Below are 14,495 nucleotides of genomic sequence, written 5' to 3'. Positions count from 1 at the left end.
GGAACGATAAAGCAATTCGAGCGCCGCTGGGAACCGGGCGGTTCGCCCGTCCGCCGTCCGCCGCCCGCGTCGGCGGCACCACCCTCCGCGTCGGGGGCTGGTCCGGTGGTCACGATGGGCACGGTGGGCGCGGTGGGTGATCGGCCATAACGTCGACTAGGTATTAGCCGGGGGTTGAACCGTCCGACGATTCCGCTTTCACTTCCAGTGTCGGGGAGTCGACCGCAAGGCGTCCCGTTCGCCGCTCCGCGTCCCCCTCGCCGTGCCGCCCGTCGCCCGGGCCTGGCCGGCGTTGCGCGGGATCGCTGCGGCGAATTGTTCGTATCGCGTGCGTTTCGTCCGTTTTCCACCCTCCGCCGGGGCCTGCCGGACGGATGCGCGACGGTGTCTCGCCCGCGCCTCCGGTTCGGAGGACGGATGGCGCCCGCATCGCCGGGCAGCGGGGCACGACCGATGGACACGACGACTCGGATCGTCGGAAAGATGCCGCGGGTATCCGGGCGCGGCGCGCTCGTCCAGCCGCTCGCCTGGGTTTTTGCCTGGGCGCTCGCGGCGGCGCTCGCCGCGATCCTGTCGCTCGCCGTGTGGACCGTCGCCTCGGACGGGCTCGGCGGGCGAGGGCCGACGGCCGAGCAGCGGCTCGCCGCCGCCCGCGGGTTCGCCGCCGCGCTCGACCGCGAGATCGCGACCATCGGCGGCACCTTGCGCCTTCTGTCCCGCTCGCCGCGGCTGGCCGCCGACGACCTCGACGGGTTTCGGCGCGACGTGGCGGCGATGCGCACGGCGCTGCACGGCGCCCCGGTGACGCTGCTCGACGGCGCGCGCGAGCGGCCGGTCGACGGCCTCGCCCCGTCCGATTCGCTCCGCATGTCGGCGCTCGCCCGCCGGGTGATCGCCACCTCGCGGCGGGCGGTCGCCGTGCTGCCGCCCGATGGCGATCCGGTTGGGCTCGGCATCGCGGTGCCGGTCGCGCGGGGGGCCGGTCGGCTCGAGGTGCTGGCGACCATCCTCGGCTGCGGACGTCTGCACGAGCTTCTCGCCGGGCCGGGGCTGCCGCCGGACACCGTCGCGGTGGTGCTGCTCGACGGCGCAGTGGCGGCGCTCGTGCGGCCGGCCGAGGGGATCGCCGATTGCGCGGTGGCGCCGGGAACGATGGTGCCGCCGGCCGCCGGCATGCCGGAGGCGGTGCCGGGCATCACGACCATCGCCGGCCGGGCGATGCGGACGGTCGTCGCCCCCGCCGGGTCGGGGTTGACGGTCGCGGTCGCCGCACCCGAGGGACGCTCCCGCAGCGGCGTGCTGGTGGTGATGCTGCTCGGCGCGGTGGTGGCGCTTTTCCCGACCACGGTGCTCGGCTGCGCGGTGCTTCTGAACCGGTTCCGACCACTCCCGGACGGGGCGCCGGACACGGCGAACCGGGCCGCGCCGGCGGCCGAGCGGGCGGGCGTCGTCGCGCCGGCCGGGCCGACCGGCGCCGAGGTCGCCGGCACCGCGCTCGCGCGCCAAAATCTCGGTCTGCCGGACACCACGCCGCTGTCCCATCTCGGCCACGAGCTGCGCACGCCGCTGACCATCATCATCGGCTTTTCCGAGGCGATGCTGTTGGAGACGCGGGGGCCGCTCGGCGATCCGAAATACCGCGAATACTGCACCGCGATCGGCGACAGCGGCCGGCACCTTCTGGCGCTCGCCGAGCAGATTCTCGACCATGCGGCCGCCGCGGCCGACCGGATCGTCCTGCGCGAAGAGGTCGTCGATCTCGCCGAGGAGGTGGCAGCGGCGGTCGGGCTGTTCGGCGCCCAGGCCGAGACGCTCGGCCTCCGGCTCGTGCTCGACGTCGAGGGCAGCGAGCGGCGGCTGGTCGCCGATCGCATGCGGCTGCGTCAGATGCTGCTCAACGTGCTGTCGAACGCGGTGAAGTTCACCCCGCGCGGCGGCACCGTCACGGTGACCGTGCCGCCGCCCGGCGAGCGCGGCTTCTCCTTTACCGTGCGCGACACCGGCATCGGCATCGCCGCGGACGATCTCGGCCGGGTGCTCCGGCCGTTCGAGCAGGTGCACGGCGTCGAGTCGCACGGGCTGCGCGGCACCGGGCTCGGGCTGCCGCTGGTCAAGCGGCTCGCCGAGCTGCACGGCGGCGTGCTGGAGATGTCCAGCGAGCCGGGGGTCGGCACCACCGTGACGATCCGCTTTCCGCGCGAGCGCACCGTCCGCCTGTGCGGCGACTGCCGCCACGCCGGCCGCTGCGACGGGCTTTCCGCCGCCGAGCGCCCGTGCCGGGCCGACCTCCCGCGCCTGCGCACCGTGATGGCCGGCGACGACCCCGCCCCGATCGTCTCGTAGATCGTTTCCGGGGACGTCACCCCACACTCCGCTCATTCCCGCGGAAGCGGGAATCCAGTCGGCCGTTCCGTGTCGCTCCTGGGTCCCCGCTTTCGCGCCGAGGGATGCACACATCGCCTCGAATGCATGCGTTCGTCATGCGCGGGCTCGACCCGCGCATCCATCAAAAATCGAAGAACAAGTTTTAATTCAGTGTGATGGGTCGCCGGGTCGAAGCCCGGCGATGACGTCGGAGCGCGCTCACAGCCGCTCCACCGTCGCGGTGTCGCCGGCAGTTTCCTCCTCGCTGACGGCGGCGGCCGCCGCCCGCAGGGTCGGCAGGATCTCCTCCACCGTCGCGCAGACGTGGTAGTTCATCAGCGCGCTCGAATGGATGAAGCCGGCTTCGCGCATGCCGTCGACGACGCCGATCAGCGGCTGCCAGAAGCCCTGGAGATCGGCCAGCAGGATCGGCTTCCTGTGGCGGCCGAGCTGCGCCCAGGTGAGCTGCTCGACCAGCTCCTCCAGCGTGCCGATGCCGCCCGGCAGCGCCACGAACGCGTCGGCCCGCTCGAACATGATGCGCTTGCGCTCGTGCATGTCGGCGGTGACGATCAGCTCGTGCGCGCCGCGAAACATGTTTTCCCGGGTGCGCAGGAAGGTCGGGATCACGCCGACCACGTCGCCGCCGTGCTCGGCGACCGCGGTCGCAACCGCCCCCATCAGCCCGTTGGCGCCGCCGCCATAGACCAGGCCGACCTTGCTCTCGGCCATCAGCCGGCCGAGCGTGCGGGCCGCGGCCATGAAGGCCGGGTCGTGGCCCGGGCTCGAGCCGCAATAGACGCAGATTCTTCGAATGTCGGTCATGTGAGGCACTTGGCGCCACCGGCGGGCGGGCGTCAAGCCGCCGCGCGGTGGTGTCCTGCGGTGTCCTGCGGCGCCCGCGACGGCACGCCGGATGGAACACGGCGCCGAAAGGCCTATATGGAGGCAAGGCGCGACCGCCGGCGGGCATCGACCCTCCCGGCCGCGCGCCGCCCGCAAAAATCCGTTCCGCCGCTTCCGGGCTCTCGCCGCCGTCCGTCGCCCGTCGTTCGGCCCCGAGCCCGCCATCCGAGACATCGATTCCGCAATGAGACACAGCGCGCCCGATTCCCGCGACGTCGCGCCCGAAGGGGCCAGGCTGATCGACACCTTGGTCGCGCTTTGGCCCTTCATCTGGCCGGCCGACCGGGCCGACCTCAAGCGGCGGGTGGCATGGGCGCTGGTGCTGCTGCTCGGCGCCAAGCTCGCCACCATCGTCGTCCCCTTCACCTTCAAATGGGCGACCGACGCGCTGTCGGCGCCGGCCTCCTCGACCGCCGCCACCCTCGGCTGGGTGCTCGCCGCGCCGGTGGCGCTGACCGCCGCCTATGGCGGCACCCGCATCCTGATGGCGCTGCTGACCCAGGTGCGCGACGGCGTCTTCGCCAAGGTGGCGATGCACGCGGTGCGGCGGCTCGCGATCCGGACCTTCCGGCACATGCACGAGCTGTCGCTGCGCTTTCACCTGGAGCGCAAGACCGGCGGCCTCACCCGCGTGCTGGAGCGTGGTCGCAACGGCATCGAGATCATCGTGCGGATGGTCCTGCTGCAGGCGGTGCCGACCGTGATCGAGCTGGCGCTGATCGTCGGCGTGCTGCTCTATCAGTTCGACTGGCGCTACGTGGTGGTGGTGCTGGCCACCGTCGCCGTCTACATGATCTACACCTATTACGCGACCGAGTGGCGGATCGCCATCCGCCGCCAGATGAACGACAGCGACACCGAGGCCAACACCAAGGCGATCGACTCGCTGCTCAACTACGAGACGGTGAAATACTTCTCCGCCGAGCGCCGCGAGGCGGCCCGCTACGACCGCTCGATGGAGCGCTACGAGGACGCGAGCGTGAAGACCTACACCTCGCTCGCCGTGCTCAATGCCGGGCAGGCGGCGATCTTCACGGTGGGGCTCACCGTCGCGATGGCGATGTGCGCGGTCGGGGTGCGGCGCGGCACCCAGTCGATCGGCGACTTCGTGATGATCAACGCGATGATGATCCAGCTCTACCAGCCGCTCAACTTCATGGGCATGGTGTATCGCGAGATCAAGCAGGCAGTGATCGACATCGAGACGATGTTCGGCATTCTCCGCCGCCCGCCCGAGATCGCCGATGCGCCCGGCGCGCCGCCGCTCGCCGTGCCGGCCGGCACCATCCGCTTCGAGAACGTGCAGTTCGCCTACGAGCCGGACCGGCCGATCCTGCAGGGCATCTCCTTCGAGGTGCCGGCGGGCCGGACGGTGGCGATCGTCGGGCCGTCGGGCGCCGGCAAGTCGACCATCTCGCGGCTGCTGTTCCGCTTCTACGACGTCACCGGCGGCCGCATCACCATCGACGGGCAGGACATCCGCACGGTGTCGCAGGCGTCGCTGCGCGACGCCATCGGCATGGTTCCGCAGGACACCGTGCTGTTCAACGACACCATCCGCTACAACATCCGTTACGGCCGCTGGGAGGCGACCGACGCGGAGGTGGAGGAGGCCGCGCGCCTCGCCCAGATCGACGGCTTCATCCGCGCCGCCCCCAAGGGCTACGAGACCGAGGTCGGCGAGCGCGGCCTGAAACTCTCCGGCGGCGAGAAGCAGCGGGTGGCGATCGCCCGCACGATCCTCAAGGGGCCGCCGATCCTCTTGCTCGACGAGGCGACCTCGGCGCTCGACAGCCACACCGAGAAGGAGATCCAGGACGCGCTCGAGCGGGTGTCGGAGAACCGCACCTCGCTGGTGATCGCCCACCGGCTCTCCACCATCGTCGGCGCCGACGAGATCATCGTGCTCGACCAGGGCCAAATCGCCGAGCGCGGCACCCATGCCGAGCTTCTGGAGCAGGACGGCCTCTATGCCGGCATGTGGAACCGGCAGCGCGAGGCCGAGCAGGCCCGCGAAAAGCTCGCCGAGGTCGGCGATTCGCCGGTCGCCCCCAACCGCAACCCGCCGCCGGGGTTGTCCGACGACGAGACCGAGCGCTCGGCCGACCGCGCCGACCGGATCGAGCCGGTGGATTGACTTCTGGTTCCGCCCCGCTGCCGGGGCGGTGCGCGCGAGGTGCGGAATCGGCGGCGGGCGGTAACGATTTGCCGCCGTGAGATGTGGACGCCGGAACGCCGGGCGATCCGGCTTGCGCGCGGTGTGCTACCAAGGCAGGAAGCGCCGGCCCGGCTCGTCCGCGCCGGCACGGCCGTTGCGGGCGCAAGAGCGCCGCGCCGCGAAAACCGGATTTCGAGAGATCCCGAATGTCGATCGTGAATTCCATTCGCTCCCAGCTCGCGCCCGTCAATTCCGAGGGCTATCCCTTCATCGGCGCCTTCGCGCTGGTGAGCCTGGTGCTCTTCTGGATCTGGTCGCCGCTCGGCTGGCTGGGCTTCTTCCTCACGCTGTGGTGCGTCTATTTCTTCCGCGACCCGGCGCGCGTCACCCCGCTGCGCGAGGGCATCGTGGTGGCGCCGGCCGATGGCCGGGTCGCCCGCGTGCAGGCCGCCGTCCCGCCGCCCGAGCTCGGCCTCGGCAATGCGGCGCTGCCGCGCGTCTCGATCTTCATGAGCGTGTTCGACGTGCACGTGAACCGCTCGCCGGTCGCCGGCCGGATCGAGCGGATCGCCTACACGCCGGGGCTTTTCCTCAATGCCGAGCTCGACAAGGCGAGCGAGGGCAACGAGCGCAACGGCTTCGTGATCGCCTCGGCGTCGGGCGTGCGGATCGGCATGGTGCAGATCGCCGGCCTGGTCGCCCGGCGGATCGTCACCTTCGTGCGCGAGGGCGGCTCGATCGGCGCCGGCGAGCGGGTCGGCATGATCCGGTTCGGGTCGCGGGTCGACGTCTATCTCCCCGACGGCACCCGCCCGCTGGTCGCCGAGGGGCAGGTGATGACCGCCGGCGAGACGGTCTTGGCCGACCTCAAGGCGAGCGATCCGGGCCGGACCTATCGGGTGGGGTAGGGTTTTCGCACGCGCGGCACCCGCTCCGGGGAGAAGCTTCAGGGCGATCGCGGCTTTTGCTACGATCCGGACCGGAGGTCGCGATGGCCGACGACGAGACGGTGAGCGTGGCGCTGACCAGCGAGCAGGTCGCCGATTTGCGGGCGGCCGTCGCGGCCGGCGAGTACGCGACGACGAGCGACATCGTGCAGGAAGCGGTGCGCGACTGGCAGCAGAGGCGCGCATTGCTGCGCGACGATGCTGCAAGGCTGCGAGCCCTGTGGGATGCCGGGATCGCCAGTGGTCCGGCCGGGCCGGTGTCCTTCGAGGACGTGCGGCGAGAGGCTCGCGGCCGGCTCGACGAGGCCTCGAAGGCCGCGGGCGATGCCGACTGAGGCGGTCTGGACTGCGCTGGCGCGGGCCGACCTTTTGGACATTTACGTCGCGATCGGCTTGCACGACCCGGCCGCCGCCGAGTGCTGGATCGACCGGATCGAGGAGAAGATCGAGCTGCTCCGCACGCAGCGGCGCCTCGGTCCGAAGCGGCCGGATATCCGGCCTTCGGTGCGGATGCTGGTCGAAGCGCCGTTCCTCGTTCTTTACCGCACCGTGCCGGATACCGACGAAGGGCCGCTCGACCACATCGAGATCGTCCGCGTCGTCGACGGCCGCCGCGATCTCGCTACGTTCTTCGGGCGGTAAAATGCCGCTGCCCCGGTGAGGCCTGTGCCGTTCCCCGGCACCGCTCGTTCCGAAAATCACGCTTCGTCGCTCGGCGATGCCGTCGGCATGGCGGAACCTTCGAGAGCGCACTATAGTTGCCCGCCATGTCGCTGTTCCCTCCCTTCGATCCCGATCGTGATCGCCGCGAGCCGCGTCGCCGCGGCTTTCGCCCGATCCCCGTGCGGACGCTCGTTCCAAACGTCGTCACCCTCCTGTCGCTGTGCGCCGGCCTGACCGCGCTGCGGCTCGGCGCCGAAGGGCGCTTCGAGCTGGCGCTCGCCGCGATCGTCGCCGCCGCGGTGCTCGACGGCATCGACGGGCGGCTCGCCCGCATGCTCAAGGGCACCTCCCGCTTCGGTGCCGAGCTCGACAGCCTCGCCGATTTCGTCAATTTCGGCGTCGCGCCGGCGATGATTCTCTACTTCTGGGATCTTCAGGTCCTCAAGAACGTCGGCTGGATCGTCGCCATCGTCTTCGCGATCTGCGGTGGGCTCCGGCTCGCCCGCTTCAACGTGATGATCGACGATCCCAACCGGCCGCCCTGGGCCGGCAACTATTTCACCGGCATCCCGGCACCGGCCGGCGCGATCGTCGTGCTGCTGCCGCTCTATCTGCAGTTCCTCGGCGTCGCCAAGTATTTGATGCCGTCGCCGCTGGTCGCCGTCTACACGCTGGTGATCGGCATTTTGATGATCTCCAAGCTGCCGGTGTTCTCGGGGAAGAAGTTCGGCACGCGGGTGGCGCCGGAGCTGGTGCTGCCGGCCTTCGTGCTGGCCGTGCTCTTTTTCGCCCTGCTGATCTCCTACCCCTGGGAGGTCTTGGCGCTCGGCTCGATCGTCTATCTCGGCTGCCTGCCGCTCGGTTGGAAGTCGTATCGCGCCCACCTCCAGGCCGATGCCGAGCGCGCCGCCGCCGAGGCGACGGCGCAGGCAAGCACGGCGCAGGCCGGCGACGGGCCGGGTCGGACCGGCGGGCCGGCGGGCGAGCCGCGGCAGAGCGAGTCGTATCCGGCGTCTGCCGCCGAGCCGCCACCGGCCGACGGCGAGCAGCGCGAGCGCCCGCATCGCCTCAACTGAGCGATCCGGCTCGGCGAGCCTTTCGAAAGCCCCGGACGACGGGGAGAGCGCCCGCGGGCGCGCGCGGTGTTTTTCGCGGTTGACGAAGGCCCGGCTGCGGGCGATCCCTTCGCCCGCGCCCAGCAGCACGAAGGTCTTCCCCGTGATCCCGAACGAACCGAAAACCCTCGAACCCGAGATCACCCCCGAGCTGATCGCCCGGCACGGCCTCAAGCCGGACGAGTACGAGCGCATCCTCGCGCTGATCGGCCGGACCCCGACCTTCACCGAACTCGGCATCTTCTCGGCGATGTGGAACGAGCACTGCTCGTACAAGTCGTCGAAGGTCCACCTGAAGACGCTGCCGGTCACCGGCGCGTGCGTGATCCAGGGCCCCGGCGAGAACGCCGGCGTGGTCGACATCGGCGACGGGCTCGCCGCCGTCTTCAAGATGGAGAGCCACAACCACCCGAGCTACATCGAGCCCTATCAGGGCGCGACCACCGGCGTCGGCGGCATTCTCCGAGACGTCTTCACCATGGGCGCGCGGCCGATCGCCTGCATGAACTCGCTGTCGTTCGGCACGCCGGCGCACCCGAAGACGCGGCGGCTGATCGCCGGCGTGGTGGCCGGCGTCGGCGGCTACGGCAACTCGTTCGGCGTGCCGACGGTCGGCGGCTCGGTGCGCTTCCACAAGAGCTACGACGGCAACAATTTGGTCAACGCCTTCGCGCTCGGCCTGGCCGAGACCGACAAGATCTTCTACGCCGCGGCGTCCGGCGTCGGCATGCCGATCGTCTATCTCGGCTCGAAGACCGGGCGCGACGGCATGGGCGGCGCCACGATGGCGTCGGCCGAGTTCGACGAGGAGGCCGAGGCCAAGCGCCCGACCGTGCAAGTCGGCGATCCGTTCGCGGAAAAGCTGCTGCTCGAGGCCTGCCTCGAGATCATGGCCAAGGGCTGCGTCGTCGCGATCCAGGACATGGGCGCGGCGGGGCTGACCTGCTCGGCGGTGGAGATGGGCGCCAAGGGCGACCTCGGCGTCACCCTCGATCTCGACAAGGTGCCGTGCCGCGAGACCGGCATGACCGCCTACGAGATGATGCTCTCCGAGAGCCAGGAGCGCATGCTGATGGTGCTGGAGCCGAGCAAGCGCGAGGAGGCCGAGGCGATCTTCCGCAAATGGGGCCTCGATTTCGCGGTGGTCGGCGAGACCAACCCGTCGAAGCGCTTCGTGGTGAAGCGGCACGGCGAGGTGATGGCCGATCTGCCGATCAAGGAGCTCGGCGACGAGGCGCCCTGCTACGATCGCCCGCACGTGCCGACCGCAAAACCCGCGGTGCTGCACGCCGCCGACATCGAGCCGCCGTCGAGCCTCGCCCGCGCGCTCGAAACCCTGATCGGCACGCCGGACCTTTGCAGCAAGCGCTGGGTGTGGGAGCAATACGACCACGTCATTCTCGGCAACACCCTGCAGCGCCCCGGCGGCGACGCCGCGGTGGTACGGGTGAACGACGGGCCGAAGGCGCTCGCCATGACCACCGACGTGACGCCGCGCTATTGCGAGGCCGACCCGTTCGAGGGCGGCAAGCAGGCGGTGGCGGAGGCGTGGCGCAACCTGACGGCGGTCGGCGCGCGGCCGCTCGCGATCACCGACAACCTCAATTTCGGCAATCCCGAAAAGCCCGAGATCATGGGCCAGCTGGTCGATTGCATCCGCGGCATCGGCGAGGCCTGCCGGGCGCTCGACTTCCCCGTCGTGTCGGGCAACGTGTCGCTCTACAACGAGACCAACGGCAAGGGCATCCAGCCGACCCCCACCATCGGCGGCGTCGGCCTGCTGGACGATTTCTCCAGGAGCGCCACCATCGGCTTCAAGGCCGAGAACGAGGTGTTGCTGGTGCTCGGCGAGGCCGGGCAGGGCTGGCTCGGCCAGTCGCTCTATCTGCGCGACCTGTGCGGCCGCGAGGAGGGGGCGCCGCCGCCGGTCGACCTCGCCGCCGAGCGGCGCACCGGCAATCTGGTCCGCACGCTGATCCGCGAGCGGCAGGTGACCGCCGTGCACGACGTCTCCGACGGCGGGCTTCTGGTCACCATCGCCGAGATGGCGATCGCGTCGGGCATCGGCGCGCATCTCGACGGTTCGGCCGCGCACGGCATGCCGGCGCACGCCTTCTGGTTCGGCGAGGACCAGGGCCGCTACGTGGTGACCGCGCGGGCCGACGTCGCGGTGGCGGTCGAGACGCGGGCGCGGGCGGCGGGCGTCGCCGTCGCCCATCTCGGCACCACCGGCGGCCATACGCTGACGCTGCCCGGCGAGCACGCGGTGCAGGTCGCGACCCTCCAGGCGCGCCACGAGCAGTGGCTGCCGGCCTACATGGCGGGTGCCGCCTCCTGACGATGTGCTAACCTGTCGGCAAACAATCCCGGTGCAGGGGAGCTGGCCATGCCGATGAATGCGAACGACATCGAGCGCTTGATCAAGACCCACATCCCCGACGCGGTGGTGACCATCCACGACCTCGCCGGCGACGGCGATCACTACGCCGCGACGGTGGTGTCCGAGACGTTCCGCGGAAAATCCCGCGTGCAGCAGCACCAGCTGGTCTATCAGGCGCTGAAGGAGGAGCTCGGCGGCGAGCTGCACGCGCTCGCGCTGCAGACGTCGACGCCGGCCGCCTGAGTCTTTCGCGACAACGTCGGTCCCGAACCTCGCTGCAACGCGGGGAAGGGGCCTTCATGCCGTAAAAATCCGCGGTGAAAGACGCCCGGCCAAAAAACCGGCCCGCTCCTTGCCTTCTCGCGCTTGCCTTCTCCCGCCCGCGGCATCCGCCGCATCCGTCTCCAAAAACCCCCGGAGGTGACATGACGACCAGGACCGTTGCCGCGCTCGCGGCGCTCGCGCTCGCCCTTTCGCTGGCTCCCGCCCATGCGGAAGACCTTCCGCTGTCGCCGAACGGCGTGAAGACGCTGGCGCCCGAGGGCGCGATCAAGTCGACCGGCACCTGGAATCTCGGCACGCGGGCCGGCGATTTCGTCTATGTGGCGGGCATGCGCGGCATCGACCCCAAGACCAACACGCTGGTCGAGGGCGATCAGGCGCGGGTGCGCCAAGCCTTTCTCAACATGAAGCTGATCGCCGAATCGGAAGGCGCCTCGCTGCGCGACGCCGTGCGCATCGTGGTCTACGTCACCGACATGTACCGATATCGCCCGCTGGTGAACAAGGCGCAGGAGGAGCTGTGGGGCAAGGGGCCCTATCCGCCGCGCACCATCATCGAGGTCGACCGGCTCAACCAGGACGACATCTGCGAGGTCGAGGGCACCTTCTATGCGCCCGTGAAAAAGTGAACGGCGGATCGGTCCGCGCCGTCGCTTTCCCCGACCACCGGGGGTTGGAGCGAGCCGGGCCGCCGTCTACATAAGACCCAATCGGGACCGGGTGCATTCGGCACCCGGACCTCGTCGGACGCGAGCATGGGCGCCATCATGGGCATCGAGCAATTCATCGAGAACGAGCTGAAGTCGAACGACGTGGTGCTGTTCATGAAGGGCACGCCGCAGTTTCCGCAGTGCGGCTTCTCGGGCCAAGTGGTCCAGATCCTGGATTACGTCGGCGTGCCCTACAAGGGCATCAACATCCTGGAGAACGACGAGCTGCGCCAGGGCATCAAGGACTATTCCAACTGGCCGACGATCCCGCAGCTCTACGTGAAGGGCGAGTTCGTCGGCGGCTGCGACATCGTCCGCGAGATGTTCCAGGCGAACGAGCTGCAGCCGTTCTTCAAGGAGAAGGGCGTGCCGGTGCGCGAGCAGGCCGCCGGCTGATTCCCTTCGCCGCGCCCGCCGGACGGCGGGGGCGGCATCGAACGACGCGACGGAGGCCGGGTGAGAGCCCGGCCTTTCTCGTTTGCGCCTGTCGCGAGCCGGTGACCGGTTGACGCGGCGGCGGTGCGATGCGACCGGAGTGCGTCCGGGGTGGATCGTACGGCGCGGCTCGTGCGGCGCGTCCGCGGGACGGGGAGGGCGGCATGGCGGAGACGCGACGCGTCGTGGTGATCGGCATCGGGGCGGGCCATCCCGACCACGTCACGCTGCAGGCGATCGACGCCTTGCGCCGCGCCGACGTGGTGTTCGTGCCGACCAAAGGCCGCGCCAAGCAGGATCTCGCCCGCGTGCGGCGCGACCTGTGCGACCGCTTCCTCACCGATCGCCCGCACCGGGTGGTGGAATACGCCGTGCCGACCCGCGCGCCCGCCGGCGACGACTATCGCGGCGCGGTCGACGACTGGCACGACCGGCTCGCCGCCATCCATGCCGGCCTGCTGCGCGACGAGCTGCGCGACGGCGAGTGCGGCGCCTATCTCGTGTGGGGCGACCCGACCCTCTACGACAGCCTCCTGCGCATCCTGGAGCGGGTGAGGGCGAGCGGGCTCCAGGTCGCCTGCGAGGTGGTGCCGGGCATCAGCAGCGTGCAGGCGCTGGCGGCGGCGCACGGGATTCCGCTCAACACCATCGGCCAGTCGATTCTGATCACCACCGGCCGAAAGCTGTCCGCCGGCGTGCCGGACGGCATCGACACGATCGTGGTGATGCTCGACGACGGCAGCGCGCTGCGCACCGTCGCGCCCGACACCGAGATTTTCTGGGGCGCCTATGTCGGCACGCCCGACCAGATCCTGATTGCCGGACGCGCGGGCGAGGTGATCGGGACGATCGAGATCGTGCGAGCAGAAGCGCGTGCCGCGCATGGCTGGATCATGGACGTGTATCTGCTGCGCCGGCCGGTGCCGACCGGTTCGTGAGAGAGCCGCCGCACCGGCGATCCGACCCTTCCGAAAAACCATTCGTTCGCGCGCCCGGTGCTCTGTGACCTCCGTTGCCGGGGGCGCCCGACGGCATGGCGACGGCCCGTCGCGCCATTACCCGGGCTATTCGTCCGACTACAAATATTCGTTTTACGCATAGAACGAACGGCGCGATCACTTCGTAGCCTGCTCTCCGCAGGATCAGACCCCCGAAACTCAAATCGCGGCCTGCTTTGCCCGCTGTGGCACGGAGTTGCGCTCATGCAGAGTTCGGAAGCCTTCGCCGCCGGAACCATCGGTCGGCAAGAGACGCCCACACGAAAACGCTTCGTGATCGTCGCCTGCCTCTTCATCGGAATCTTCATCGCCTATCTCGACCGCGTGAACGTCTCCGTTCTCGCGGCCAACGATCAGTTCCTCACCGACATGGGCATCAAGGGCATGTCGGTGCAGATCGGCATGATGATGTCGGTCTTCCTCGCCGCCTACGGCGTCTCCAACGTGGTGCTGAGCCCGCTCGGGGACTATCTCGGGCCGCGCCGGGCGATGCTCTTGTGCATCCTGTTGTGGACGCTGTCGTTGTTCATGGGCAGCATCGCCACGGCGTTCTCGATGATCATCGCCAGCCGCGTCGTGCTCGGTGTCGGCGAAGGCTTCTATTATCCCTTGCAGAGCCTGTTCGTGAAGAACTGGTTCCCGGTGCGGGAGCGTGGCCGCGCCAATGCCGCCTGGGTGGTCGGCCAGTCGGTCGCGCCCGCGGTGGCCATGCCGGTGTTCACCTATGTGATCGGCACGTTCGGCTGGCGTGAGAGCTTCCATCTCTGCCTCGTGCTCGGTCTGATCCCGCTCTATCTGCTGTGGCGCCACACCGCCGACACGCCGCGCCAGCACAAGTCGATCAACGCCGCCGAGCTGCGGCACATCGAGGAGGGCCAGGCGGCCGAGCGCGCCGGCGCCGCCGCCAAGGGCGCCGGCAAGGCCTCCTTCATCGAGCGCATCAAGCCGTTCGCGACCAATCCGAACTACTGGCTGCTCGTGATCTGGTACCTCTGCCTGCAATGCATGTATTGGGGCCTGATCTCCTGGCTGCCGGTGTATCTGAAGTCGGCGCGCGGCTTCACCTGGGCCGAGATGGGCTGGCTCGCCTCGCTGCCCTTCATCTTCGGCATCGCCTTCAAGGCGTCGGTCGGCTTTCTCAGCGACAAGATCGGCCGCAACGCGCCGATCCTCTTCGCCGCGATGCTGCTCGCCGGCCTGTGCGTCTATTTCGGCGCCACGGTGTCGGACAAGTACGTCTCCGCGGTGCTGCTCGCGCTCGCGGTCGGCTTCTCCACCATGGGCACGCCGGCGGCGTGGACGCTGCTGCAGGGGCTGGTTCCCGGCCAGTCGATCTCGACCGCATCGGGGGCGATGAACGGCATCGCCAACGGCCTGTCGGCGCTGTCGCCGGCGTTGATCGGCCTCTTCATCAGCCTCACCGGCAGCTACGACGGCGGCCTGCTGTGCCTGGTCTTCACCGGTGCCGTCGCGTCCGTCGTGGCCGGCGTGCTCGTCGTCCAGAAATACTGATCGATCCGCAAAGGCCGACCGCGGT

General features: G+C 69.8%; 13 protein-coding genes. 12 read left to right on the top strand and 1 reads right to left on the bottom strand.

Annotated elements, in window-relative coordinates; translation table 11 throughout:
- Positions 1–453: 453 nt before the first annotated feature.
- Positions 454–2,343, top strand: coding sequence for a sensor histidine kinase (locus A33M_RS17835; protein ID WP_040621475.1), 1,890 nt, complete (start codon positions 454–456; stop codon positions 2,341–2,343).
- A 240-nt stretch (positions 2,344–2,583) separates the two neighbouring features.
- Here A33M_RS17835 and A33M_RS17830 read toward each other — a convergent pair whose 3' ends face one another.
- A complete protein-coding gene (locus A33M_RS17830; protein WP_008390063.1) occupies positions 2,584–3,189 on the bottom strand; it encodes a TIGR00730 family Rossman fold protein in 606 nt (201 codons plus the stop codon).
- A gap of 265 nt (positions 3,190–3,454) precedes the next feature.
- Between A33M_RS17830 and A33M_RS17825 the strand changes: the two genes are divergently transcribed.
- The 11 genes from A33M_RS17825 (at position 3,455) to A33M_RS17775 (ending at position 14,470) form a co-directional block, all read left to right on the top strand.
- Positions 3,455–5,407 (top strand): ABCB family ABC transporter ATP-binding protein/permease, encoded by a 1,953-nt coding sequence (locus A33M_RS17825; RefSeq protein ID WP_157223543.1) that lies wholly within the window; start codon positions 3,455–3,457, stop codon positions 5,405–5,407.
- A gap of 83 nt (positions 5,408–5,490) precedes the next feature.
- A complete protein-coding gene (locus tag A33M_RS17820) occupies positions 5,491–6,336 on the top strand; it encodes a phosphatidylserine decarboxylase (RefSeq protein WP_272943334.1) in 846 nt (281 codons plus the stop codon).
- Positions 6,337–6,419: 83 nt separating this feature from the next.
- Positions 6,420–6,710, top strand: a complete 291-nt coding sequence (locus tag A33M_RS17815; protein ID WP_008390058.1) for a ribbon-helix-helix domain-containing protein — start codon at positions 6,420–6,422, stop codon at positions 6,708–6,710.
- Positions 6,700–7,017, top strand: coding sequence for a type II toxin-antitoxin system RelE/ParE family toxin (locus tag A33M_RS17810; RefSeq protein WP_008390056.1), 318 nt, complete (start codon positions 6,700–6,702; stop codon positions 7,015–7,017). The genes A33M_RS17815 and A33M_RS17810 overlap by 11 nt, the downstream gene beginning before the upstream one ends.
- A 125-nt stretch (positions 7,018–7,142) precedes the next feature.
- Positions 7,143–8,114 carry a CDP-diacylglycerol--serine O-phosphatidyltransferase gene (gene pssA / locus A33M_RS17805; RefSeq protein ID WP_040621472.1) on the top strand — a complete coding sequence of 324 codons (972 nt, stop codon included), beginning with the start codon at positions 7,143–7,145 and terminating at the stop codon, positions 8,112–8,114.
- Positions 8,115–8,256: 142 nt separating this feature from the next.
- Complete coding sequence (gene purL / locus A33M_RS17800) at positions 8,257–10,491, top strand: phosphoribosylformylglycinamidine synthase subunit PurL (protein ID WP_008390051.1); 2,235 nt, start codon at positions 8,257–8,259, stop codon at positions 10,489–10,491.
- Positions 10,492–10,539: 48 nt separating this feature from the next.
- On the top strand, positions 10,540–10,776 hold the full coding sequence (locus A33M_RS17795; protein WP_008390049.1) for a BolA family protein: 237 nt from the start codon (positions 10,540–10,542) through the stop codon (positions 10,774–10,776).
- A gap of 182 nt (positions 10,777–10,958) precedes the next feature.
- Complete coding sequence (locus A33M_RS17790) at positions 10,959–11,444, top strand: RidA family protein (RefSeq protein ID WP_008390047.1); 486 nt, start codon at positions 10,959–10,961, stop codon at positions 11,442–11,444.
- A gap of 126 nt (positions 11,445–11,570) precedes the next feature.
- Positions 11,571–11,921: a Grx4 family monothiol glutaredoxin gene (gene grxD, locus A33M_RS17785; RefSeq protein ID WP_008390045.1), complete on the top strand. Its 351-nt coding sequence runs from the start codon at positions 11,571–11,573 to the stop codon at positions 11,919–11,921.
- Between the two features lie 203 nt (positions 11,922–12,124).
- Positions 12,125–12,898: a precorrin-6A synthase (deacetylating) gene (gene cobF, locus A33M_RS17780; RefSeq protein WP_008390044.1), complete on the top strand. Its 774-nt coding sequence runs from the start codon at positions 12,125–12,127 to the stop codon at positions 12,896–12,898.
- A gap of 264 nt (positions 12,899–13,162) precedes the next feature.
- Positions 13,163–14,470 (top strand): MFS transporter, encoded by a 1,308-nt coding sequence (locus A33M_RS17775; protein ID WP_052027113.1) that lies wholly within the window; start codon positions 13,163–13,165, stop codon positions 14,468–14,470.
- Positions 14,471–14,495: the final 25 nt, after the last annotated feature.

The sequence above is a fragment of the Rhodovulum sp. PH10 genome, from assembly GCF_000293785.1.
Taxonomy (GTDB): domain Bacteria; phylum Pseudomonadota; class Alphaproteobacteria; order Rhizobiales; family Xanthobacteraceae; genus Rhodoplanes.
Note: the sequence above shows the minus strand (reverse complement) of the source record. Positions and strands in the feature narration are given on the sequence as shown.